The following is a 22,912-nucleotide window of genomic DNA, read 5'->3' as shown; positions in this document are numbered from 1 at the left end:
AGACGATGTCCCTGAGGATCGCCAGCAACGTGACCGAACTGATCGGCAACACGCCGCTCGTCCGGCTCAACCGCCTGCCGGCCGGACTTGCCGGCACCGTCGCGGTCAAGCTCGAGTTCTACAATCCCGCGCACAGCGTCAAGGACCGCATCGCCGCGGCGATGGTCGACGCCGCCCTGGCCGACGGCCGCCTCGGCCCCGCTTCGATCGTCCTGGAGCCGACCTCGGGCAATACCGGGATCGGCCTGGCCATGGTCTGCGCGGCGCGCGGCATCAAGTGCTGCTTCGTGATGCCCGAGACGATGAGCCGCGAGCGGCGCGTGCTGCTCAAGGCCTACGGCGCCGAGCTGGTGCTGACGCCCGGCGCGGAGGGCATGGCCGGCGCCATCCGGCGCGCCGAGGAAATGGCCGCCGCCGACCCGCGCTACGTGATTCCGCAGCAGTTCGAGAATCCCGCCAATCCGGCCGTCCACCGCGCGACCACGGCCGAGGAGATCTGGCGCGACACCGACGGGCAGGTGGACATCTTCGTCGCCGGCGTCGGCACCGGCGGCACGCTCACCGGCGTCGGTGAGGTGCTCAAGGCCCGCAAGCCCGGCGTGCAGGTGATCGCCGTCGAGCCGGACGCCTCGCCGGTGCTCTCGGGCGGGCAGAAGGGGCCGCATCCGCTGCAGGGCCTCGGCGCCGGCTTCGTGCCGAAGGTGCTGAACACAGCGATCTGCGACGAGGTCGTGCGCGTGACCGCCGACGACGCCTTCGCCACCGCGCGGCGGCTGGCCGCCGACGAGGGCATCCTGGCCGGCATTTCCTCCGGCGCCGCCGTGTGGGCCGCCCTGCAGGTGGCGGCCCGGCCGGCGAACGCCGGCAAGCTGACCGTGGCCGTCGTGCCCTCCTTCGGCGAGCGCTATCTGTTGACGCAGCTTTACGCGCATCTGGACGCCTGAACGACCATGGATTTCGATTTCGACCGCGTGATCGACCGCCGCGGCGGCGATTCGCAAAAATGGAACAAGTACGCCGGCCGCGACGTGCTGCCGCTGTGGGTGGCCGACATGGATTTCGCCGCGCCGCCGGCCGTCGTCGCCGCGCTGGAGCAACGGGTCGCGCACCGCGTCTTCGGCTACGCCAAGCCGTGGGCCAGCCTGGAGGACGCCGCGCTCGACTACCTGCGACGCCGCTACGGCTGGCAGGTCGCGCCCGAATGGCTGGTCTGGCTGCCCGGACTGGTCACCGGCCTGAACGCGGCCTGCCGCACCGTCGACGGCGACGTGCTGACGGCCACCCCCGTCTATCCGCCCTTCCTCTCCGCGCCCCGCCTGGCCGGGCGGCAGCTGGCGGCGGTGCCGCTCGCGCTGGCCGGCGGCGCCTGGGGCTGGGACTTCGCGCGGCTGGAGGCGGCGGTGACCCCGGAGACGCGCCTGCTGCTGCTCTGCCACCCGCACAACCCGGTCGGCCGCGCCTGGCGCGCCGACGAACTGGCCGCGCTGGCCGAATTCTGCCGGCGCCACGACCTGATCGTCTGTTCCGACGACATCCACTGCGACCTGATCCTCGACGCGCAGCCGCACATCCCGCTGGCCCTGCTCGACGCGGACATGGCGCGGCGCACGATCACCCTGATGGCGCCGTCGAAGACCTACAACATTCCCGGCCTAGCCTGCTCGCTGGCGATCGTCCCGGACGCCGCGCTGCGCCGTCGCTTCACCGGGGCCATGCGCGGCATCGTGCCGGACGCCAACGTGCTCGGGCTGGTGGCGGCCGAGGCGGCGTTCCGCGACTGCGACGACTGGCGGGACGCCCTGCTCGGCGTCCTGCGCCGGAACCGCGACCGCGTCGAGGCGGCCGTCGCCGCGATGCCGGGGCTGTCGATGACGCACGTCGAGGCCACCTACCTGGCCTGGATCGACGCGCGCGGGCTGGGCGTCGCCGATCCGGCGCGCTTTTTCGAGGACGCCGGCGCCGGGCTGTCGGACGGCGCCGATTTCGGCGCGCCGGGCTGGGTGCGGCTCAACTTCGGCTGCCCGTGCGCGACGCTCGATGCCGCCCTAAGGCGGATGGCCGCCGCCTGCGCCGGCTAAGGCATGGACCGCCCCGACCGGACGCCGGACGACCACCGCCGGCACCGCTGAAAACCGGATGGCCAGCCTCCGCTTTCCCCTGCTCAGCCATGTTTACCGGACGGCGATTCCCTACGCCGTGGCGCTGGCCGGCGCCTTGCTGACCGTGTGGCTGGCGCGCGAGGTCGAGCTCGACGACCTCGCCCGGCGGGACCATCGCTTCCAGCGCGAAGCGCAGGAACAGGCGGAATCGATCACCCGCCCGTTCACCGAGCACTTGTCCACGCTGGAAATCGTGCAGCGGATGCTGCACACCGTCGCCCCGCTCGACGAGGCGACCCTGACCCGCATCCTCGACCCGCTGAGCCACGGCACGGGCCTGCGCGGATTTGCCTGGGCGCCGCGCGTCGCGGCCGCCGAACAGGCCGAGTTCGAGCGCCGGGGGAAAGCGCGCTGGGGCAGGTCGTTTGCCATCACCGCGCTCGACGCCCAGCGGCGGCTCGGCCGCGCGCCGCCGCGCGAACGCTGGTTTCCGGTCGAGTTCGGCACGCTGTCCGACCCGCGCCGGAGCGTGGTCGGGCTGGACCTGGAATCGCTGCCCGAACTGCGCCCGCTGATCGAGGAGGCGATCGAGGAAGGAACGCCGCTTTCCAGCGGCTACATTCCCGCCGCGCTGGAACCGTTCTCGGACCGGAAAATGGTCGCGCTGCTGGTGCCGGTCTACGCCACGGAACGGATTCCACTGCACCGCGAGGAACGGCGCAAGGCGATCCGCGGCCTGCTCGTCGCCACGCTGGACATCGTCGACCTGTTCGACGTGGCGCTGGCCTTCGGGCACGGCGAACTGCACGTCGGCCTGTTCGATTTCTCACGGCCGGAGCAGGCCGTGCGCCGCTGGCCGCCCACCGACGTCGACGACGCCCCGGCGGAACCGCCCGATTTTCCGAAGTACTCCCGGGTGTTCGAGCTGGCCGGCCATCTCTGGAACGTGCGGGTCGAGGCCGATGCCGCCTGGCTCGCCGCCAACACCAACAACCGGGCGCACTACGTCGCGGCCGCCGGGCTGCTGCTGTCGCTGCTCGCCTTCTTCACCCTGCGCCGGCTGCTCGGGCGCAGCGCGCTTGCCGAGCGGCTCGAACGTTCGCACGGCGACGTGCTGAACCGGCAGCGCGCCGCCGAGAACCGGGCCAGCATGCTGGCCATGGTCGTCGAGCAGAGCCCGGCGGCGATCATGATCGCCAACCTGCGCGGCCGCATCGAGTACGTCAACGACATGTTCATTGAAATGACCGGCTATGCGCGCGACGAGGCGATCGGCAAGCCGGCGACCCTGCTCGACGCCTCCGGCGAGAGCGACGGCGCCTACCGGGAAATGCACGAGGCCATCCTGGCCAACCGCACCTGGCGCGGCGAACTGCCGGGCCGCCGGCGCGACGGGCGCATCTTCTGGGAACGGGCCATCGTGGCGCCGATCCGGGACCCCGACGGCGACACCACCCACGTCATGGCGATCGGCGAAGACATCACCGAGCTGCGCGGGCTGATGGCCCGCCTGCAGGAAAGCGAGAACCGCTTCCGCGGCGCCATGACGGTCATGGCGGAAGGGCTGGCGGTGCTCTCGCGGGACGGCGTCTGCTATTTCGCCAACCGGGCGGCGGCGGCGATCCTGCGCCATCCGGAAAGGGGCCTGCAGCGGCTGGAGGCGCGGCGGCTGCCCGTGCAGTTCCTGGACCCCGACGGCGACGCCATGCCCAGTCCGCTGGAGAACGGCCGGCTGATGGCGGCGCTGTGCGCGCGGCGCGAGCTGCGCAACCGCGTGGTCGGGCTGCGTTTCCGGGACGGGGCGGTGCGCTGGCTCGAAGTCAGCACGTCGCCGCTGCGCACGGACGAGGGCCAGCCGCGCATGGTGGCGACCTTTTCCGACATCACCGAGCGCCGGGAGAGCGAGGAAAAGTCGCGGCTGGCCTTCGAGGCCATCCGCCACAGCGGCGAGGGCATCGTGATGACCGACGCCGACCGGCGCATCATCTCGGCCAACCCGGCGTTCGAGGCGATGACCGGCTACGCCGCCGCGGAAGTCATCGGCAAGACCTCGGAAATCCTCTTCGCCAACCACCAGCAGGAAGGCTTCCTCGACGAGATGCGGCACAGCCTCGACAGCGCCGGGCACTGGCAGGGCGAGGTGTGGAGCCGGCGCCGCAACGGCGAGGTCTATCCCGAATGGCTCGGCATCTCGGCGGTGCGCGAGGCGGACGGCCGGGCGCGGTATTACGTGCACATCTTCTCCGACATGACCGAGCGCAAGGCGGCGCAGAAGCGCATCGAGTTCCTCGCGCATCACGACCCGCTGACCGAGCTGCCCAACCGCCTGCTGCTGCGCGACCGCATGGCGCAGGCCATGGCCCGCGCCTCGCGCACGCGCACCCGCGCCGCCCTGATGTTCCTCGACCTCGACCGCTTCAAGAAGATCAACGATTCGCTCGGCCACCCGGTCGGCGACGCGCTGCTCAAGGCCATCGCCGAACGGCTCAAGGGCTGCGTGCGCGAATCGGACACCATCAGCCGGCAGGGCGGCGACGAGTTCATCATCGTGCTCGGCGACGTGCGCGACTCGGAAGCCGTGGCGCGCGTCGCCGACAAGATCCATCAGCTCATGGGGCAGCCGTTCGCGGTCGGCAACCATTCGCTGATCACCTCGTTCTCGATCGGCGTGGCGCTCTTCCCGGACGACGGCGAGGATTTCGACGCCCTGCTGCAGAAGGCCGACACGGCGATGTACCACGCCAAGGAAGCCGGCCGCAACAGCCACCGCTTCTTCACCGAGCAGATGAACCTGCAGGTGGTCGAGCACATGACCCTGGAGACGCGCCTGCGGCATGCGCTGGACAAGGGCGAATTCGTCCTGCACTACCAGCCGCAGCTCGACCTGCAGGAGCGCGCCATCGTCGGCATCGAGGCACTGGTGCGCTGGAACAGCCCGGAAAACGGGCTGGTGCCGCCGGCCAAGTTCATTCCCGTGGCCGAGGAGTCGGGGCTCATCGTGCACATCGGCGCCTGGGTGCTGCGCGAAGCGTGCCGGCAGGCCAAGGCCTGGCAGGACGCCGGGCTGCCGCCGCTGGTGGTGGCGGTCAACCTGTCGGCGATCCAGTTCCGGCGGCTGGACCTGGTCAACACCGTGATCGACGCGCTGGTGCTGTCCGACCTCGATTCGCAGTGGCTGGAGCTCGAACTGACCGAATCGATCCTGCTCCAGGACACCGAGGCCACGCTGGACACCGTCCGCCGCCTGAAGGCGCTCGGGCTGAAGCTGTCGGTCGACGACTTCGGCACCGGCTACTCCAGCCTCGCCTACCTCAAGCGCTTCGCCGTCGACAAGCTGAAGATCGACCGCTCCTTCGTGCGCGACCTGCTGACCGACCCCGACGACGCGGCGATCGTCCGCGCCATCATCCAGATGGCGCACAGCCTGAAGCTGAAGACCATCGCCGAAGGCGTCGAAAGCGAAGAACTGTGCAACCTGCTGAGCCTGTTCCGCTGCGACGAAGTCCAGGGCTACTGGCTGGCCCGCCCGCTGCCGGCCGACGAGCTCGAAGCCTTCGTGCGCGGCTACGTCGGCGGGAACCACGGAGAAAAGCAAAAGTAGGTAACCACGGCGACACGGCGGGCACGGCGAAAGGCAATTCCTTGTTTTTCCGCCGTGCCCGCCGTGTCGCCGTGGTTGTTTTTATAAACCCCCGAAAGCGACCACCCCGGCCTCGGTGACCACCGCGTCGAGGCGTTCGTCGTGCGGCTCGGGATGGATGCTGTCCACGCGGCTCAGTTCGAAGCCGACGCCGATGGCCAGCGGCCGGGGACGCGCCTCGGCCAGCGTGCGGTCGAAGTAGCCGCCGCCGTAGCCCAGCCGGAAGCCGGCGGCGTCGAAGGCGGCCAGCGGGATCAGCAGCGCCTGCGGCTGCACGAACTCGCCGGCGGCCGGCGCCGGGATGCCGTAGCGGTCAGCCGCCAGCGCCGCGCCCGGCCGCCAGGCGCGGAAAGCCAGCGCGATGCCGGCATCGACCACCACCGGCAGCAGCGCGGCGAAGGCTGGGTGGCCGGCGGCCCGCCACGCCGCCAGCGCGGGACGCATGTCCGGCTCGTTGTGCACCGGCCAGCAGAAACCGACCCGCAGCGCGGCGAGCTGCGGGAAATCCGCCAGGAGATGCCGGCACACCGCCGCCGAACGCCGCGCGTAATCGTCCGGCGCCAGCGCCATGCGGCGGGCGATGGCCTCGCGCCGCAGCGCACGCCGCAGCGCGGCCCGGCGAACGTCGTCATCCGGGCGTTCGCCGCATCGTTCCGCGGTCGGGTCGGGGTGCATGTGTGCTATGCTGCAAAGCCAGTATTCACGGGTTTTCCAGCTTATCATGAAGTTCCGTGCCGCCGCCCTCCTGCCTCTGCTCGTCCTCCTGTTCTGCCAGCAGCCGGCGGCGGCCGATTCCCTCGACGACACGCTCCTGGCCGCCAAGGATGCCGCGCGGCTGGGCGACCGCGTGCGGGTCGAGCGGCTGGCCGGCGAACTGCAAGGTCATGAGCTGGCGGCCTACGCCGAGTACTGGCGCCTGCAGCTGGACCTGAAGAACGACCTCGATCCGGCGGCCGTGCGCGCCTTCCTGGCCGCCAACGAGGGCACCGTGCTGGCCGACCGGATGCGCGGCGACTGGCTCCGGCAACTGGGCAAGCAGGGGCAGTGGTCCCTGTTCGACCCCGAGTATCCGGCGCTGGCACAGCCGGACCAGGAACTGGCCTGCTACGCGCTGCAAAGCCGGCGCGCGCGCGGCGACGCCGGCGTGCTCGACGAGGCCATGCCGCTCTGGCTGAACCTGATCGAGCCGCCGGAATCCTGCTATCCGCTGCTCGAGGCGCTGATCCTCGAAAAGCGCGTGCTGGCCGACGACGTGTGGGCGCGCATCCGCCGGCAGGTCGAGGCCAATCGCCTGGCCGGCGCCCGCTACAGCATGAACTACCTGCCGCAGAGCCAGACGCCCGACCCCAAGACGGCGCTGGCGGTGACCGACGCGCCGATGCCCTGGCTGGTCAAGACCAACCTGACCGGCAGCCGCATGCACCGCGAGCTGGCGGCGCTGGCCATCGCCCGCATCGCCCGCAGCGACCCGCGCATGGCCGCCGAGCGGCTGGAACGCCTGGAGGCGCGCCTGCATGCCGGCGAGAAGGGCTGGGCCTGGAGCCAGATCGGCTGGCAGGCCGCGCAGCGGCACATGCCCGAGGCGCTCGACTGGTACCGCCAGGCCGGCGACGCGCCGATGTCCGACGAAGTCGCGCAATGGCGGGTGCGCGCCGCGCTGCGCGTGCAGGACTGGGGCGCGGTGCGCGCGGCGATCGAGAAGATGCCGCCGGCGCTGGCCGCGCAGCCGGCATGGACCTACTGGCTGGGGCGCGCCTACCGCGCCGGCGGCCGCGTCGAGGAGGCCGACGCGCTGTTCGCCCGCGTCGCCGGGCAGCCGAATTTCTACGGCAATCTCGCCGACGAGGAACTGGGGCGCACGATCATGCCGCCGCCCCGCGCCGTGCCGCCGACCGCGGCCGAGATGGCGCGGGTCGCGGCCGACGGCTCGGTGCGGCGCGCGCTGGCGCTGTTCCGCCTGAACCTGCGCACGGAGGGCGTGCGCGAATGGAACTGGGCGCTGCGCGGCATGAGCGACCGCGAGCTGCTGGCCGCCTCGGCGGTCGCCGAGAAGGCCGGCGTGTACGACCGCGCGATCGCCGCCGCCGACCGCACGCGCGAGGAGCACGACTACGGCATGCGCTACCTGTCGCCCTACAGCGAGCAGATCCGTCCCGCCGCCAGCGGGCAGGCGCTGGACGACGCCTGGGTGTACGGGCTGATGCGCCAGGAGAGCCGCTTCGTGAGCACCGCCCGCTCGTCGGTGGGCGCGTCGGGACTGATGCAGCTGATGCCGGCGACCGCGCGCTGGGTGGCGGCCAAGATCGGGCTGAAGAACTTCCAGCCGGGCCAGGTGAACGACACCGAGACCAACGTGCTGCTGGGCACCAGCTACATGCGCATGATCATGGAGCGCCTCGACAACCATCCGGTGCTGGCCTCGGCCGGCTACAACGCCGGACCGGGCCGGGCGCGCAAGTGGCAGGCCGACCGGCCGCTGGAGGGCGCGGTCTATGCCGAGACGATCCCGTTCAGCGAGACGCGCGATTACGTCAAGAAGGTGATGAGCAACGCCGTCTACTATTCCGCGCTGTTCAACGGCCAGCCGCAGTCGATCAAGCGCCGGCTGGGCATCGTCGGCCCGCGCGCGGCCGACGCGAAGGTCGAGGAATTGCCTTAGAATCGTCTCCTGATTTTCTGTTCGACGGAGGACCATCATGTCTACACGAGTGGTGTTGCTCGGCGGTGGCGGCTTCATCGGAAAATCCCTGGCCCGGCGGCTTGCCGGCCCCGGCTTCGAGGTCACGGTGCCGACGCGGCGGCCCGGCGCCCGCGCGGCGCTCGCGCTGCTGCCCGGCGTCCGGCTGGTCGCCTGCGACGTCCATGATCCCCGGCAACTGGCGCGGCTGTTCGCCGACGCGGACGCGGTGGTCAACCTGGTAGGCATCCTGCACGACGGCGATTCCGTGCGGCCGTACGGCCGGCGCTTCGCCGCCGCGCACGTGGAACTGCCGCGCAAGGTGGTGGCGGCCATGCGCGCGGCGGGCGTGCGCCGCCTGCTGCACGTGAGCGCGCTGAAAGCCTCCGACACGGCGCCGTCGGCCTATCTGCGCTCCAAGGCGGCCGGGGAAGCCGTGGTGCTGGAGGCGGCCGGCGCGATCGACGCCACCATTTTCCGGCCGTCGGTCGTCTTCGGGCCGGAGGACGCCTTCCTCAACCGCTTCGCCTCCCTGCTGCGCGTCTTCCCCGTCCTGCCGATCGCCGGCGCCGGCACCCGTTTCCAGCCGGTCTACGTGGGCGACGTGGCCGAGGCCTGCGCGGCGGCGCTGGACGATCGCGCAACTTACGGCACGATTTACGAATTAGGCGGTCCGAAGGTTTACACCTTGCGGCAACTGGTGGAATATGTGGGATCGTTGATTGGCCGGCCGCGCCCGGTGATTGATCTGCCCGGTCCGCTGGCGCGGCTGCAGGCCTGCATGCTCGGCCTGTTGCCGAATCCGCCGATGTCGCCGGACAACCTGCGTTCGCTGCAGGTGGACAACGTGACCGACGGGCAGCACGATTTTCCAGGCTGGCGGCCGCAACCGCTGGAAGCGGTGGCACCTACCTATCTGTCGCGTATCGGTGCCGGGTCGCGTTACGACGAACTGCGTCGCCGTGCCGCCCGATAGCCATCAACTAAATTACGGAGATTTTTCCATGTTGAAACTTGTCATCGGAGACCGCAATTATTCGTCGTGGAGCCTGCGCCCCTGGCTCGCGCTGAAGCAGTCCGGCCTGCCCTTCGAGGAAATCCAGATTCCTCTGCGCCAGACCACGACCAAGGCGGAAATCCTCAACTATTCGCCCTCCGGCAAGGTGCCCTGCCTGATCGACGGCGAGACGGTGGTCTGGGAATCGCTGTCCATCTGCGAGTATCTGGCCGAAAAGGCGCACACGCTGTGGCCGTCGGAGCGCAAGGCGCGCGCCGAGGCCCGCTCCATCGCCTGTGAAATGCATTCCGGCTTCGCCGCGCTGCGCCAGGGCATGCCGCTCGACGTGCGGGCTTCGCAGCCGTTCCTGCAGCCGTCGGTGGACGTGAAGGCGGACGTGGCGCGCATCGTCGCCATCTGGGAAGACTGCCGGCAGCACTACGGCCACAAGGGGCCCTTCCTGTTCGGGCATTTCACCAATGCCGACGCCATGTACGCGCCGATCGTCTTCCGCTTCCTGACCTACCACGTGGAGCTGCCGGAGGCCTCGCGCAAATGGGTGGAGACCATGGCCGCGCTGCCCGCGATGCAGGAGTGGCGGCAGGCTTCCATCGACGAGGCGAGCTGAGCGGCGCGGTTCCCGCATGCGGATCTTTTCGGTCGGCGGGGCCGTGCGCGACGAGCTGCTCGGCCTGCCGGTCCAGGACCGCGATTTCGTCGTCGTCGGCGCCTCGCCCGAGGCCATGCTGGCGCGCGGCTTCCGGCCGGTCGGCAAGGACTTCCCGGTCTTTCTGCATCCGCGCACGCACGAGGAATACGCGCTCGCCCGCACCGAACGCAAGGCGGGACACGGCTACAAGGGGTTCGCCTTCCACGCCTCGCCGGAGGTGACGCTGGAGGAGGATCTGGCGCGCCGGGACCTGACCATCAACGCCATCGCCCGGGCCGAGGACGGCACGCTGATCGATCCGTTCGGCGGCGTCGCCGACCTGCGGGCGCGCATCCTGCGCCATGTCGGCCCGGCCTTCGTCGAGGACCCGGTGCGCATTCTGCGCGTGGCGCGCTTCGCCGCGCGCTTCGCCGATTTCTCGCTGGCCCCCGAGACGCTGGCGCTGATGCGCCGGATGACGGCCAGCGGCGAGGTGGATCATCTGGTCGCCGAGCGCGTCTGGCAGGAGCTGGCCCGCGGCCTGATGGAGGCGACGCCCTCGCGCATGATCCGCGCGCTGCACGAGTGCGGCGCGCTGGGCCGCATCCTGCCGGCGCTCGACCGGCTGTTCGGCGTGCCGCAGCGGGCGGACTACCATCCCGAGATAGATACCGGCGTGCACGTGCTGATGGCGCTGGACTGCGCGGCGCGGGAGGGCTTCGCCCTGCCGGTGCGCTTCGCCGTGCTGCTGCACGACCTGGGCAAGGGGCTGACGCCGGCGGCCGACCTGCCGCGCCATCCCGGCCACGAGGGACGCGGCCTGCGCCTGGTGGAAGAGGTGTGCGCCTATCTCAAGGCGCCGGTGGAATGCCGCGATCTGGCGCTGCTGGTGGCCCGCTACCACGGCGACATCCGGCGCGGCCCGGAGATGCGCGCCTCGACGATCGTGCGCCTGCTGGAGAAGGCCGACGCCCTGCGCCGTCCGCAGCGTTTCCAGCAGCTGCTGCAGGCCTGCGACTGCGATTTCCACGGCCGGCTCGGCTGGGAGGACCGGCCGGTGCCGGGCCGGGAGCTGTTTCCGGCGGCGCTGGAGGCCGCGCAGTCGGTGGACGCCGCGGCGATCGCGCGCGCCTGCGAGCGCAAGGAGGACATTCCCGGCCGCCTGCACGCCGCGCGCGTGGCGGCGGTGGCGTCCCGGCTGGGCCGGCGCGAGTGATATCCCCGGCGGCCGTCACGGCCTGATCGAGGCGACGGCTGATGACCGTCGGACGGCGAAAAAAAAACGGAACCGGAGGCAATCTGTTTCCTGCCGGCTCCGTTGACGGGGATCTGTCGGATCGTTTCTTCGGCGCGCTGCCTCAGGTGGACGCCGCGACCGGGTTGCCGCGCAGGCGCTTGATGATCATGCTGACCATCGGCCAGAACAGCAGCAGCATGGCCAGTCCCATGATCCAGGCGACCAGCGTGGAGTTGGTCCAGAAGATGGACAGCGAGCCCTTGGACATGATCATCGACTGTCGGAAGGCGTCCTCCGCCTTGTCGCCCAGGACCATGGCCAGCACCATCGGCGCGATCGGGTAGCCGAGCTTCTTGAACACGTAGCCGAGGATGCCGAAGGGCAGCGCCAGCCACAGGTCGAGGCGCGCGCCGCTGATGGTGTAGGCGCCGATGAAGCAGACCACGACGATCATCGGGCCGATGATCGAGAACGGAATGCGCAGGATGGCGGCGAACATCGGCACGGTGGCGAGCACCAGGATGACGGCCATCACGTTGCCCAGATACATGCTGGCGATGGTGCCCCAGACGAAGTCCGGCCGCTCGATGAACAGCATCGGGCCGGGCGTCAGGCCCCAGATCATCAGGCCGCCCATCATCACCGCCGAGGTCGCCGAGCCGGGCACGCCGAGCGCCAGCATCGGCAGGATGGCGCAGGTGCCGGCCGAATGGTCGGCGGTTTCCGGCGCCACCACGCCGGCCGGTTCGCCCTTGCCGAACCCGTCCTTCTTGCGCGAGAAGCGCTTGGCCAGTCCGTAGCTCATGAACGAGGCGGCGGTCGGGCCGCCCGGCGTGATGCCCATCCAGCAGCCGATCAGCGCGCTGCGCAGGAGCGTCAGCCAGTGGCTGGGCATCGAGGCGACCGCCTTCAGCACGTCGCGCACGCGGATGCGCGCGTGGATGCCGTCGAAGCGCAGCCCTTCCTCCATCGTCTGGAGCAGTTCGCCGAGGCCGAACAGGCCGATCACCGCGACCAGGAAGCTGATGCCCTTGACCAGTTCCGAGAAACCGAAGGTCAGGCGCATGTTGCCCGAGATGCCGTCCATGCCGACGGTGGCGAAGGCGAAGCCGAGCATCATCGAGACGATGGCCTTGAAAGCCGAGCCGCTGCCCATGCCGATGAAGCTGGCGAAGGTCAGCAGGAACACGGCGAAGTATTCCGGCGAGCTGAACTTCAGGGCGAACTGGGTGACCCAGCCCGACAGCAGCGTGATCACCACCACGCCGAACAGCGCGCCGGTGCCGGCCGACATGAAGGCCAGCGTCAGCGCGTGCGTGGCATGCCCCTGCTGCGCCATCGGATAGCCGTCGAAGGTGGTGGCCACGGACGACGGCTCGCCGGGGATGTTGAACAGGATGGAGGTGGTCGAGCCGCCGAACAGCGCGCCCCAGTACATGCTGGTGAGCAGGATGATCGCGGACACCGGGTCCATGGTGAAGGTCAGCGGCAGCAGCAGCGACACGCCGTTCGGCGCGCCGAGGCCGGGCAGCACGCCGACCAGGATGCCGAGCAGCACGCCGCCCGCCATGAGCAGGAGATGGAACATGGAAAAGGCGATGCCGAATCCGTCCATCAGGTTGCTGAAGTTATCCAACGTATGACTCCCTTGAATGGTTGGCTGTCGGTCTGTCGGTCAGTGGATTCCCAGGAGCGCTTCGACCGGCCCCTTGAGCAGCGGCACCTGGAACCAGACCTCGAACAGGAAGTAATTGACGACGGCGGTGATCAGGCTGATGGCCGCGGCTTTCGGCACGCGGTAGCCGCCCTGGAAAACCATGACGCCGAACAGGTACAGGACCATGCCGACATAGATGCCGAGGTACGAGGACACCAGGACGAACAGGAACATCGGGCCGAAGAAGGAAAGGACGCGATGGCCCTGTTCGTAAGTGAGGAACGCTTCGGCGAGGTCGTGCCGGTGGTGCAGGAAGGCCATGCCCAGATTGAAGGCGCTGGCCAGGATGATGATCAGTCCGACATAGAACGGGAAATAGCCCGGCTCGGGACCGGCGTCCCCCCAGCCCGTACCGAATTCGAGCGATCCGTAGCAGACGATAGAGCCGAGCAGGCCGGTGAAGAGCGCCGTCGCCACTTCCATGGTGAAGCGGGACAACAACGTTCCGGACGCGGTGCGCATGGATGCAACCTCCAGATCCTTGTGTAAAAAAGGGCGGCCGCTAACGGCCGCCCCGGCATCGACGGTGGCTTACTGGGCCAGCCACTTCTCGCGCTTGAACACGCCGTAGGCACGGGCCGTGTCCTGGGTGATGTACTTGCGCAGCTCGTCGCCGGTCATGAAGGTCTCGGTCTGCGAGGTCCGCTCGATGTAGGCCTTCCATTCGGGCGTCTGCCGCACCTTCGCCATCACGTTGGAGTAGAACGCGATGACGTCCTGCGGCACGCCGGCCGCCAGCCAGATCGTGCGCGGCATCTGGTACGTGTCGATCGGCACGCCGGCTTCACGGCAGGTCGGGATGTCGGCCCAGCTCATGTCCTTGGTGACCTTCGGCCCCGCGGCCATGCGCTTGGTGCTGAACACGCAGAGCGGCCGCACCATGCTGGCCTTCCACTGGCCGATGTTCTCGTTCGGGTTGTTGACGTTGGAGTCGATGTGCCCGCCGGCGAGCTGGATCGCCGCTTCGCCACCGCTCTTGAACGGGATGTAGGTGAACTTGCCGCCGGTGGCTTCGCTGATGATGCTGACCAGGGTCTGGTCGGTATCCTTGGACTGCGAGCCGCCCATGCGCAGGCCGTCGCCCTTCTTGGCCGCCTCGATGTAGCTCTTGGCGTCCTTGAGCGGCGAATTGGCGTTGACCCAGATCAGGAATTCGTCGAGCGCCATGGCCGCGACCGGCACGAAGCCCTCGGCGGCGTAGCCCATCTTGGCCACCAGCGGCAGCAGGTACTCGTTATTGGTGCCGAAGGTGACGCGGTACGGGTTGGTCTGCTCGCTCGCGCCGTAGACGAAACCTTCGCTGCCGGCGCCGCCGCCCTTGTTGACCACCACGATCGGGGCATCCATCAGCTTGTTCTTGACGATGATCGACTGGATGGTACGGGCGAAGGTGTCGGTGCCGCCGCCGGCGCCGCTGGTGACGACGAATTCGACCGGCTTCTCCGGTGTCCACGCCGCGCTTGCCCCCGCCGCATAAAACGCACTGGCCAGCACGGTGGCGATCAGTTTGGTCTTGAACATTGCATGACTCCTCATAGTTGAAGTGAAACGTGATGAAAACAACAACATATGCAAACCACTGCGGTGGTTTTTGTTTTTCTACTTGTTCTTCGCCGCCAGGTTGCGGGCGGCCATGCGCGCGGCCAGCAGGACCGCCGCCTTGCTCGCGCCCAGGTTGGCGATGCCCCGCCCGGCGATGTCGTAGGCGGTACCGTGGGCCGGCGTGCAGATCGGGAACGGGAAGCCGCCCATCATGGTGACGCCCCGGTCGAAGCCCATCAGCTTCATGGCGATCTGGCCCTGGTCATGATACATGGTCAGCACGCCGTCGAACTCGCCGTTGCGCGCACGCACGTACACCGTGTCCGCGGGATACGGGCCGGAGGCGTTGAAACCCTTGAGGATCGCCAGCTTGACCGCGGGCTCGATGATGTCGATTTCCTCCTGGCCGAAATTGCCGCCGTCGCCGGCATGCGGATTGAGGCCGGCCACCGCGATGCGCGGCTTCTCGATGCCCGATTCGCGCATGCACCGCTCGGCCAGTTCGAGTTCGGCGAGGATGCCCTCGACGGACAGAGCCGCAGCCACTTCCGACAGCGGGATGTGCGAGGTGACGCGGCAGTTCCACAGATTGTCCAGCACGTTGAATTCGCGGGCGGCGCCCTTGAAGCCGGTGACGTCCGCGGCGAAGCGGATTTCATCGTCGTAGCCCGGATAGACGTAGCGCATGGCCTTCTTGTTGAACGGCGTGAAGCACACCGCGTCGGCGCGTCCCTCGTTGGCCATGAGCAGCGCCTGGCGGAAATTCTCCAGCGCGAAGGCGCCGCCTTCCGGGGTGGCCTCGCCGCGCTTGACGTCCTGCGGCGCGAGATGGGCGAGGTCGATCAGCACCGGCTTGGCGGTGGCGTCGTAGGACGCGCCGGGCGCGACGACCGCGATGTCGGGCGTCACGCCGGCGATGCGGGCGCCGTCGTCGAGGATGCGCCGGTCGCCGAAGACCACGAAGCGGGCCGCGGCGCGCACCTCGTCGTTGGCCAGCAGCTTGGCGGTGAGTTCCGGGCTGACGCCGGCGGGATCGCCCATGGCCAGGGCGATGGTGGGCAGTTGGGTTTGCATGGGCTCCGTCTCCTCCTGAAGTACTTGATTACTTGATTCCGGTGCATGGTGCTACTAAATTACCTAGAATGTCAAATCAAGGATGTAAAATTCTGAATTCAGAATTCTGGTGCGCGGTGGACGGCGGGCGAGACGGTCCGCGCGGTCGCCGCGCGTATTGACGATTGTTGTTTCCGGAGTCATATTCCGGGCCATTTGAAAACGGATCGCCTGAGATGAGCGCTGAACTGATTACCCTGCCGGAAGCGGAAACTTCCTCCGAGGCCGTGCGGATCGAGCGCGCCAGCCTGCACAACGTAGTGGTCACGCGCATTCGCGACATGATCATCGAAGGATTCATCCCGGTCGGCGCCCGCATCCACGAGGGGCAGCTCTGCCAGCAGCTGGGCATTTCGCGCACGCCGCTGCGCGAGGCGCTCAAGGTGCTGGCGTCCGAAGGCCTGGTCGAACTGGTGCCCAGCCGCGGCGCCGTGGTGCGCCGGCTGACCCGCAAGGATGCCCACGACATGATGAAGGTGCTGGCGCATCTCGAAGAGATGGCCGGTCCGCTCACCTGCCAGAATGCGTCCGATGAAGACATCCGGGAAATCCGCCGCCTGCACGACGAGATGCTCAGGTTCTACGCCGCGCGTGACCGCCTGCAATACTTCAAGCTCAACCAGCGGATCCATTCGATGCTGATCGCGCTGACCGGCAACGATTCGCTGTGCCTGGTGCACGACATCCTGCAGACCCGGATGAAGCGCATCCGCTTCATCGGCGACAAGAAGGAGGAGTCATGGGCCGCCGCCGTCACCGACCACGAGGAAATGGTCCAGGCGCTCGAAGCGCGCGACGGCGCGCGTCTCTCGGCCGCCATGGTCGATCACCTGCTGGGCAGCTGGGAACGGATCAAGGGCGCGATCTGAATCCCGCCGCACCCGGCCTCAGCCGCGCTGCAGCAGCCTTTGCGCGACCGCCTCGTCGGTGACCAGATTGTTGACGTAGCCCGCGGCCAGGATGGCGTGGATGATGTCGGCCTTGTACAGGCCGCCGGAGATCAGCACGCTGTTGGGCACCTTCTTCAGGTCGGACGGGGACATGGCGATCACCGTGTCGTTCAGTTCGTGCGCGACCGGCGCGCCGTCCGCGTCGAGGAAGGTGCCCAGGATTTCCCCGATCGCCCCGCATTTCCTCAGCTGCGGCAGGCGCTCGTGCACGCTGTTGATGGCCGTCAGCGGCGTCCGCGACGTCAGGTCGCCGCACGAGACGATGGACAGGTCTGAGCGCCGGGCGCGCTCCATGACTTCGTTGACGCCGCTGTGCTGGAGCAGGAACTCGCGGCTTTCGACGCACGGGCAATAGACCGGCGCGGTGATGTAGTAGCAGTCGGCGCCGAGCGTCTTGGCCAGCTCCGTCGACACCCCGAAGGTGTTGGTTTCCGAGCCGCGCGTCAGGCCGCCCATCAGGGACACCACCGAGCTGTCGCGCAGCCGGCGCGAACGCAGCTGCTTGATGGTGGCGCTCAGGGTGCGGCCCCAGCCAACCGAAATGCCCTGCCCGTCCGCGATCATCTCGTCGAGGATCGACGCGGCGGCTTCGCCGAGCATGCGCCGCTGCTGCTCGTCGTCGTCCAGCGCCGGCACGACCACTGCCGATTTCAAGCCGTAGATTTCCTTCAGCTTTTCCTCGAGCTGCACGCAGCTCGCCAGGGGCAGGCGAATGTCGATGACCACCGAGCCGTCCGCGCGCAGCTGGCCGGCGATCTTGTTGACCCGCGCCCGGGCGATGCCCAGGCGGTCGGAAATCTCCTGCTGGGTCAGTCCGGCGACGAAGTAATACCACGCGATCCGGGCGCGCAGCTGTTCGCCGGCGAGGTGGCTCGATTCGAGAGTAGTGCTCATTGCTGTTCTATCCGCTATGCGACGTTTCGATCGGAGACGGCGGCACGGGGAGCCCACGCACGTCCCCCTGCATCAGGGCGGCATTAGACAATTTTCCAGAAAAAAAGCAAGCCGCCCGCCTGCAGGCACTATAGCCATGTTTCGGGCCTCGCACAAATGTTGTACAAAAAATACAAAAGTACTATATACTGCCCTGCGTTCGGCCGATCACCGATCGGCCCATTCAGGAAAGGCAGGAGTGACATGAAGATTGCAATCGCCGGCGACAGCGCCGGGGTTTCCCTGGTGGACGTTCTCGTTCCGCATCTGAAGAACACCCCCGGCGTCGAGGTGACGGATCTGAGCAAATCGCCCACCGGGGCGACGGGCGAATACTATGCGAACATCGCCGAGCGCGTGGCGCAGGCCATCCTCGCCGGGCAGTACGACCGCGGTATCCTGATCTGCGGGACGGGCATCGGCGTGGCCATGTCGGCCAACAAGGTGCCAGGCATCCGTGCGGCGCAGACGCACGACACCTTCTCGGCGGAGCGCGCGGCCAAGAGCAACAACGCCCACATCATCACCTTCGGCGCCCGCGTGATCGGGCCCGAGCTGGCGAAGACCGTGGTCAACGCCTGGCTGGCCTCCGAATTCGACCCGCAAGGCCCCTCGGCCGGCAACGTCGCGGCGGTCAACGAGCTGGACCGGAAGTACCGCAAGTAATCACGGCAACGCTTTTTTCGGCGACCTCGTCCGGCGGCCATGGCGGCCTGCCGACGATGCCGTCGGGGCGACTTTTTTTGGCGGGGACGATAACTGATGCGCAGGCTGGTGGCCGGAACGGGCTGGAAAATGAACAACGGCATCGCGGACTCGATCCGCTATGCCGAGGAACTGAAGGCGCGGATCGCGCCGCTCGACACGTCGGCGATCGACATCTACGTGCTGCCGCCGTTCACGTCGCTGGCGACGGCGGCGCAGGCCTTCGCCGGTTCGCCGGTGGCCGTCGGCGGGCAGAACATGCACTGGGAGGATGCCGGAAGCTGGACCGGCGAAATCTCCGCGTCGATGCTGCTCGAAGCGGGCTGCCGCTACGTGGAGCTGGCACATTCGGAGCGCCTGCAGCACTTCGGCGAGACCTACGAGCTGGTGCGGCGCAAGGTCGACAAGGCCATGGACGCCGGGCTGATCCCCGTCGTCTGCCTGGGCGAGACGGCGCAGGAGAAGGCGGAAGGCCGTTCCGACCAGGTGCTGGCCGACCAGGTGCTGACCTCGATCGACGGCCAGCCGGACGAACGCATCCCGGAGATCATCCTGGCCTACGAGCCGCGCTGGGCGATCGGTGCGGCGGAAGCGGCGTCGCCCGACTACGTCGAGGAGCGACACCGCGCGCTGCGCGCCATCCTGAAGAAGCACTGCGGGGAAGAGATCGCCGGGCGGACGCGCATCATCTACGGCGGCTCGGTGACGCCGGAAAACGGCCGGGCCATCCTCGACATCGAGGACGTCAACGGCCTGTTCGTCGGGCGCGCGGCATGGCGGCCCGAAGGTTTCGCCCGCATCGTCGAGCTGGTCGCCGACGCGGCCAGACGCAAACAGGCCTGAAGCGCCAAGTGCCGCTCCGGCAGACAGATAAACAGTAAGTGAATGGAGAATCAGTGATGTCGCAGACAATGCAAACAGGATGCTGTGCAACGAAGTGGAATCGTGACACCTGGCCGATCGCGGCGGCGATGAACGGCTTTCCGGGCGTGCTGCCGGACGGCAGCCGGGTGCAGGACCAGTCGGTCGATCAATGGGCGGCGACCCTGCAGCAGGTGGTCGACGCCGGCTTCACCGAATTCGACCCCAGCGACAGCTGGCTGCGCGTGGCGGACCTCTCGCCGAGCCGCCGGCGCGAGTTCATGTACCTCGTCAAGACCCTGGGGCTGACCATTCCGGCCATTTCCACGACGCGCACGAGCAGCGTCATCGACCCCGTCCATGCCGACGAGTATCTCGCCTACAACCACCGCGTCATCGACGCCGCCGCCGAGATCGGCGCCCAGGCCGTTTCCTTCGGCCTGTTCGGCGAGCTGTCCGAGGAGCAGAAGAAGCACCTCTGGTTCTGGACCGCCGACGGCGTCAAGAACCCGGACGACCCGGCGATCTACCAGAAGGCCGTGACCCGCATCCGCGAACTCGGCCGGCACGCCGCGGAAGTGGGCCTCGAAGTCTCGCTGGAGATGTACGAGGATACCTACATCGGCACGGCCGACGGCGCGGTGAAATTCGTCAACGACGTCGATGTGCCGGCGGTCGGCATCAATGCCGACATCGGCAACCTGGTGCGCCTGCACCGGCCGGTCGAGCACTGGGCCGCGATGATCGACAAGATCGCGCCCTACGCCAAGTACTGGCACGTCAAGAACTACATGCGCATCGAGGACCCGGTGCAGAAGCTGATCTGCGCGTATCCGACCTCGCTGGCCCTGGGCGTCATCAATTACCGCCTGGCCATCCAGAAGGTCCTCGCCTGCGGCTTCCAGAGCGCCTTCCTCTGCGAACACTACGGCGGCGACGGCCTCTCCGTCTGCGCCATGAACCGCGATTACCTGCGCACCATCCTGCCACGATAAACATCACTGGGAGCCAAACATGACCTGCGTATTCGACAACCCGGAAGAATTTGCCAAGACCGCCCTGGCGGGCTTCGCTTCCGTCTATTCCCGCACCGTGCGGCCCGTCATCGGCGGCGTCGTGCGCTCGACCGCCACGCCGGAAGGCAAGGTCGCCGTGATCGTCGGCGGCGGTTCGGGCCACTACCCGGCCTTCGCCGGCTTCGTCGGACCGGGCCTGGCCGACGCGGCCGTGGCCGGCGACGTCTTCGCCTCGCCGTCGACGCATCTCGTCGCCAACGTCTGCCGCAAGGCGCACCGCGGCGGCGGCGTGCTGCTCGGTTTCGGCAAGTACGCCGGCGACGTGCTCAACTTCGGCCTGGCGGCGGAACGCCTGATCTCCGAAGGCATCGACGTGCGCGTGCTGCCGGTGACCGACGACGTGGCCAGCGCGCCGGCCGAGAAGGCCAACGACCGGCGCGGCGTGGCCGGCGACCTGACGGTATTCAAGATCGCCGGCGCCGCGGCGGAAGCCGGCATGCAGCTCGACGACGTCGAGCGCGTGGCGATCAAGGCCAACAAGAACACCGTCTCGTTCGGCGTGGCCTTCAGCGGCTGCACGCTGCCGGGCGCCCTGGAACCGCTGTTCACCGTGCCGCCGCAGCGCATCGGCGTCGGCCTCGGCATCCACGGCGAGCCGGGGATCAGCGAGGAAGACATGATGCCGGCGAGCGAGCTGGCGAAGATGCTGGTGAACAAGCTGGCCGCCGAAAAACCCGCCGGCTCCAACGGCCGCGTCGCGGTCATCCTCAACGGCCTGGGCAGCACCAAGTACGAGGAACTGTTCGTGCTGTGGGTCAGCGTCGAAGCCGAGATGAAGAAGGCGGGCCTCACGCCGGTCGAGCCGGAAGTCGGCGAATACGTCACCAGCATGGACATGGCCGGCTGCTCGCTGACCCTGACCTGGCTCGACGACGAGCTGGAAAAACTGTGGTGCGCGCCGTCCGACGCGCCGGTGCTGCGCCGCGGCGCGATCATCCCGACGCAGCCCGCGCCGGCGCTGATCGACGAGGAGGAAGAGCTCAAGTTCGGCCCGGCCTCGGCCGCGTCGAAGGAAGACGGCAAGTGCATCGCCGGCGTGGTGGGCAAGGTCGCCGCCGCGCTGCGCGAAGCCGAAGCGGAGCTGGGGCGGATCGACGCCCGCGCCGGCGACGGCGATCACGGCCAGGGCATGACGCGCGGCTCGGCCGCGGCGGCCGAGGCGGCCCAAAAAGCGGTGGCGGCCGGCGCCGGCGCGGCCAGCGTGCTGGCGGCCGCGGCCAACGCCTGGGCGGACCGTGCCGGCGGTGCTTCCGGTGCGCTGTGGGGTCTGGCCCTGCGCATCTGGAGCAACCAGTTGAGCGACGACGCCGCGCTGACCGCCGACGCCGTCGCCAAGGGCGCGCAGGCCGGCCTGGAAGCGATCATGCGTCTCGGCGGCGCGAAGGTCGGCGACAAGACGCTGGTCGACGCGTTCGTGCCCTTCGCCAGCTCGCTGAACGAAGGTGTCGCCAACGGCAAGACGCTGGCCGAAGCCTGGTCGATCGCGGCGGACGTGGCGACCAAGGCGGCGGAAGCGACCGCCCAGCTCACGCCCAAACTCGGCCGCGCCAAGTCGCACACGCAGCGCAGCCTCGGCCATCCGGACGCCGGCGCGGTCTCGCTGGCGCTCTGCGCGCGCGTCGTCGCCGCGGCGATCAAGGGGTGACCGCTTAACAGAATTCCCGATCTCCTGACCTGGGCGGTCCCGGCAAGAAATCCGATACCTTCTTGCCGCGGCCGCCCTCTTTTTTCGTCAGTCCGGCGTGCCGTGCATCAAATCGAGAAAGCGCCGCATAACCGTGTTGATGTGCCGGTCGCGGTGCACCAGGCTGCCCCAGGACGTCAGCGAGTGGGTGAAGGTGTAAGGCAGGATGCGCAGCAGGTTGTGGCGCGCGAAGCGGCTGGCCATGGACTCGGGGATGACGGCAATCATCCGGCTGTGCGCGACCAGATCGGTGATCGTGAGGAACGAAGAAGTTTCCACCAATCCGGGAGGCATTGCCGTGTGGCGACTGCGGAATTCCTGCTCGATGATCTCGCGCAAGGGGCTGCCGCGTAGCTGGAGAATCCACGGATAGTCCAGCAGGGCCTGGAATTCGAGGCGCTTCTTTCGCGGCGCCTGCGCGAGCGGATGGTCGTATGCCGCGATGACCGACACCGCTTCTTCGCCGATGGGCGTGAACACGCAATCCTGGTTGGCACGGCTGGTCGGTTCCGGCATCCGGCCGATCACGATATCCAGCTGTCCATCGCGCAGCAGTTCGATCAGGCGATCGCTGGTGCCGACGTGAAGCTCGATGGAGAGCAGCGGATACGCTTCCTTCAGCGCCAGCATGGCCGCGCTCAGATGCGTGGGGGTGGCGACGTCTATGGCCCCGATCAATAACTTGCCGGAACTGCCGAGACTCAATTGGTGCAATTCGCGTTTCAGCGATGCCATGCTGTTGCGCAGGCCGCGGAAGGTGGTCAGCACGGCCTGTCCGGCCATGTTCAACGCCAATCCACGGCCCACTCGAGTGAACAGAGGTTCGCCGAGGGCTTCCTCCAGTTCGTGCAGCATCTTGCTGGCCGCCGGCTGGGTCATGCCGAGGTGCTGTGCGGCGGCGTGCAGGGTACGGAACTCGTCGATGGCCAGCATCAGCGCCACCTGCCGCATGCGCAGGCGGTTCAGCAACTGGTCGGTGCTGGAAGGAAGCGCGGTCACGATCGGTGGCGCCGAAATTGATAACCTGAAGAT

At 68.4% G+C, this 22,912-nt stretch carries 19 protein-coding genes; 12 read left to right on the top strand and 7 right to left on the bottom strand.

Annotation, left to right across the window (positions count from 1 at the left end):
• Positions 1-5 precede the first annotated feature (5 nt).
• The 3 genes from cysK to QM701_RS12840 are packed head-to-tail and all read left to right on the top strand — an operon-like array spanning position 6 to position 5,700.
• Positions 6-944, top strand: a complete 939-nt coding sequence (gene cysK, locus QM701_RS12850) for a cysteine synthase A (protein WP_415167443.1) — start codon at positions 6-8, stop codon at positions 942-944.
• Positions 945-950: 6 nt separating this feature from the next.
• Positions 951-2,078 (top strand): MalY/PatB family protein, encoded by a 1,128-nt coding sequence (locus QM701_RS12845; RefSeq protein WP_415167442.1) that lies wholly within the window; start codon positions 951-953, stop codon positions 2,076-2,078.
• 58 nt (positions 2,079-2,136) lie between these two features.
• Complete coding sequence (locus tag QM701_RS12840) at positions 2,137-5,700, top strand: EAL domain-containing protein (protein WP_415167441.1); 3,564 nt, start codon at positions 2,137-2,139, stop codon at positions 5,698-5,700.
• A gap of 81 nt (positions 5,701-5,781) precedes the next feature.
• Here QM701_RS12840 and QM701_RS12835 read toward each other — a convergent pair whose 3' ends face one another.
• Positions 5,782-6,414 carry a 5-formyltetrahydrofolate cyclo-ligase gene (locus QM701_RS12835; RefSeq protein WP_415167440.1) on the bottom strand — a complete coding sequence of 211 codons (633 nt, stop codon included), beginning with the start codon at positions 6,412-6,414 and terminating at the stop codon, positions 5,782-5,784.
• Between the two features lie 46 nt (positions 6,415-6,460).
• Here QM701_RS12835 and QM701_RS12830 point away from each other — a divergent pair, with 46 nt between their 5' ends.
• The 4 genes from QM701_RS12830 to QM701_RS12815 are packed head-to-tail and all read left to right on the top strand — an operon-like array spanning position 6,461 to position 11,278.
• Positions 6,461-8,398, top strand: coding sequence for a transglycosylase SLT domain-containing protein (locus QM701_RS12830; protein WP_415167439.1), 1,938 nt, complete (start codon positions 6,461-6,463; stop codon positions 8,396-8,398).
• A 37-nt stretch (positions 8,399-8,435) separates the two neighbouring features.
• Positions 8,436-9,392: a complex I NDUFA9 subunit family protein gene (locus QM701_RS12825; RefSeq protein ID WP_415167438.1), complete on the top strand. Its 957-nt coding sequence runs from the start codon at positions 8,436-8,438 to the stop codon at positions 9,390-9,392.
• Positions 9,393-9,423: 31 nt separating this feature from the next.
• Positions 9,424-10,041, top strand: a complete 618-nt coding sequence (locus tag QM701_RS12820) for a glutathione S-transferase family protein (protein ID WP_415169393.1) — start codon at positions 9,424-9,426, stop codon at positions 10,039-10,041.
• Between the two features lie 16 nt (positions 10,042-10,057).
• Positions 10,058-11,278, top strand: coding sequence for a multifunctional CCA addition/repair protein (locus tag QM701_RS12815; protein WP_415167437.1), 1,221 nt, complete (start codon positions 10,058-10,060; stop codon positions 11,276-11,278).
• Positions 11,279-11,420: 142 nt separating this feature from the next.
• On the opposite strand, the gene QM701_RS12810 is transcribed toward QM701_RS12815, so the two are convergent.
• The 4 genes from QM701_RS12810 to QM701_RS12795 form a co-directional block, all read right to left on the bottom strand.
• Positions 11,421-12,935, bottom strand: a complete 1,515-nt coding sequence (locus QM701_RS12810; protein WP_415167436.1) for a tripartite tricarboxylate transporter permease — start codon at positions 12,933-12,935, stop codon at positions 11,421-11,423.
• 39 nt (positions 12,936-12,974) lie between these two features.
• On the bottom strand, positions 12,975-13,478 hold the full coding sequence (locus QM701_RS12805; RefSeq protein WP_415167435.1) for a tripartite tricarboxylate transporter TctB family protein: 504 nt from the start codon (positions 13,476-13,478) through the stop codon (positions 12,975-12,977).
• A gap of 69 nt (positions 13,479-13,547) precedes the next feature.
• A complete protein-coding gene (locus QM701_RS12800) occupies positions 13,548-14,537 on the bottom strand; it encodes a tripartite tricarboxylate transporter substrate binding protein (RefSeq protein ID WP_415167434.1) in 990 nt (329 codons plus the stop codon).
• A 78-nt stretch (positions 14,538-14,615) separates the two neighbouring features.
• Entirely contained in the window at positions 14,616-15,632 is a 1,017-nt protein-coding gene (locus tag QM701_RS12795) for a 4-hydroxythreonine-4-phosphate dehydrogenase PdxA (RefSeq protein WP_415167433.1), read from the bottom strand.
• A gap of 215 nt (positions 15,633-15,847) precedes the next feature.
• Here QM701_RS12795 and QM701_RS12790 point away from each other — a divergent pair, with 215 nt between their 5' ends.
• On the top strand, positions 15,848-16,540 hold the full coding sequence (locus QM701_RS12790; RefSeq protein WP_415167432.1) for a GntR family transcriptional regulator: 693 nt from the start codon (positions 15,848-15,850) through the stop codon (positions 16,538-16,540).
• 18 nt (positions 16,541-16,558) lie between these two features.
• Here QM701_RS12790 and QM701_RS12785 read toward each other — a convergent pair whose 3' ends face one another.
• Positions 16,559-17,515, bottom strand: coding sequence for a sugar-binding transcriptional regulator (locus QM701_RS12785; protein WP_415167431.1), 957 nt, complete (start codon positions 17,513-17,515; stop codon positions 16,559-16,561).
• Between the two features lie 243 nt (positions 17,516-17,758).
• Here QM701_RS12785 and QM701_RS12780 point away from each other — a divergent pair, with 243 nt between their 5' ends.
• From QM701_RS12780 to QM701_RS12765, 4 genes are all read left to right on the top strand, one after another.
• Positions 17,759-18,220 (top strand): RpiB/LacA/LacB family sugar-phosphate isomerase, encoded by a 462-nt coding sequence (locus tag QM701_RS12780; RefSeq protein WP_415167430.1) that lies wholly within the window; start codon positions 17,759-17,761, stop codon positions 18,218-18,220.
• 96 nt (positions 18,221-18,316) lie between these two features.
• Positions 18,317-19,102, top strand: coding sequence for a triose-phosphate isomerase family protein (locus tag QM701_RS12775; protein WP_415167429.1), 786 nt, complete (start codon positions 18,317-18,319; stop codon positions 19,100-19,102).
• A gap of 128 nt (positions 19,103-19,230) precedes the next feature.
• Positions 19,231-20,115 carry a sugar phosphate isomerase/epimerase family protein gene (locus tag QM701_RS12770; protein WP_415167428.1) on the top strand — a complete coding sequence of 295 codons (885 nt, stop codon included), beginning with the start codon at positions 19,231-19,233 and terminating at the stop codon, positions 20,113-20,115.
• Between the two features lie 19 nt (positions 20,116-20,134).
• Positions 20,135-21,841: a dihydroxyacetone kinase family protein gene (locus QM701_RS12765; RefSeq protein WP_415167427.1), complete on the top strand. Its 1,707-nt coding sequence runs from the start codon at positions 20,135-20,137 to the stop codon at positions 21,839-21,841.
• 87 nt (positions 21,842-21,928) lie between these two features.
• Here QM701_RS12765 and QM701_RS12760 read toward each other — a convergent pair whose 3' ends face one another.
• Positions 21,929-22,879: a LysR family transcriptional regulator gene (locus QM701_RS12760; protein WP_415167426.1), complete on the bottom strand. Its 951-nt coding sequence runs from the start codon at positions 22,877-22,879 to the stop codon at positions 21,929-21,931.
• Between the last annotated feature and the right edge of the window lie 33 nt (positions 22,880-22,912).

It is taken from the genome of Propionivibrio sp. (assembly GCF_047602565.1).
Taxonomy (GTDB): domain Bacteria; phylum Pseudomonadota; class Gammaproteobacteria; order Burkholderiales; family Rhodocyclaceae; genus Propionivibrio.
This window is presented reverse-complemented; position numbering and strand designations above follow the sequence as displayed.

Bases quoted from the DNA above. Each gene is read 5' to 3' on its own strand.
- QM701_RS12765 (WP_415167427.1), top strand. From the start codon at position 20,135: ATGACCTGCGTATTCGACAACCCGGAAGAATTTGCCAAGACCGCCCTG.
- QM701_RS12825 (WP_415167438.1), top strand. From the start codon at position 8,436: ATGTCTACACGAGTGGTGTTGCTCGGCGGTGGCGGCTTCATCGGAAAA.
- QM701_RS12815 (WP_415167437.1), top strand. From the start codon at position 10,058: ATGCGGATCTTTTCGGTCGGCGGGGCCGTGCGCGACGAGCTGCTCGGC.
- QM701_RS12845 (WP_415167442.1), top strand. From the start codon at position 951: ATGGATTTCGATTTCGACCGCGTGATCGACCGCCGCGGCGGCGATTCG.
- QM701_RS12790 (WP_415167432.1), top strand. From the start codon at position 15,848: ATGAGCGCTGAACTGATTACCCTGCCGGAAGCGGAAACTTCCTCCGAG.
- cysK (WP_415167443.1), top strand. From the start codon at position 6: ATGTCCCTGAGGATCGCCAGCAACGTGACCGAACTGATCGGCAACACG.
- QM701_RS12800 (WP_415167434.1), bottom strand. From the start codon at position 14,537: ATGTTCAAGACCAAACTGATCGCCACCGTGCTGGCCAGTGCGTTTTAT.
- QM701_RS12835 (WP_415167440.1), bottom strand. From the start codon at position 6,414: ATGCACCCCGACCCGACCGCGGAACGATGCGGCGAACGCCCGGATGAC.
- QM701_RS12775 (WP_415167429.1), top strand. From the start codon at position 18,317: ATGCGCAGGCTGGTGGCCGGAACGGGCTGGAAAATGAACAACGGCATC.
- QM701_RS12795 (WP_415167433.1), bottom strand. From the start codon at position 15,632: ATGCAAACCCAACTGCCCACCATCGCCCTGGCCATGGGCGATCCCGCC.
- QM701_RS12805 (WP_415167435.1), bottom strand. From the start codon at position 13,478: ATGCGCACCGCGTCCGGAACGTTGTTGTCCCGCTTCACCATGGAAGTG.
- QM701_RS12840 (WP_415167441.1), top strand. From the start codon at position 2,137: ATGGCCAGCCTCCGCTTTCCCCTGCTCAGCCATGTTTACCGGACGGCG.
- QM701_RS12770 (WP_415167428.1), top strand. From the start codon at position 19,231: ATGAACGGCTTTCCGGGCGTGCTGCCGGACGGCAGCCGGGTGCAGGAC.
- QM701_RS12785 (WP_415167431.1), bottom strand. From the start codon at position 17,515: ATGAGCACTACTCTCGAATCGAGCCACCTCGCCGGCGAACAGCTGCGC.
- QM701_RS12780 (WP_415167430.1), top strand. From the start codon at position 17,759: ATGAAGATTGCAATCGCCGGCGACAGCGCCGGGGTTTCCCTGGTGGAC.
- QM701_RS12830 (WP_415167439.1), top strand. From the start codon at position 6,461: ATGAAGTTCCGTGCCGCCGCCCTCCTGCCTCTGCTCGTCCTCCTGTTC.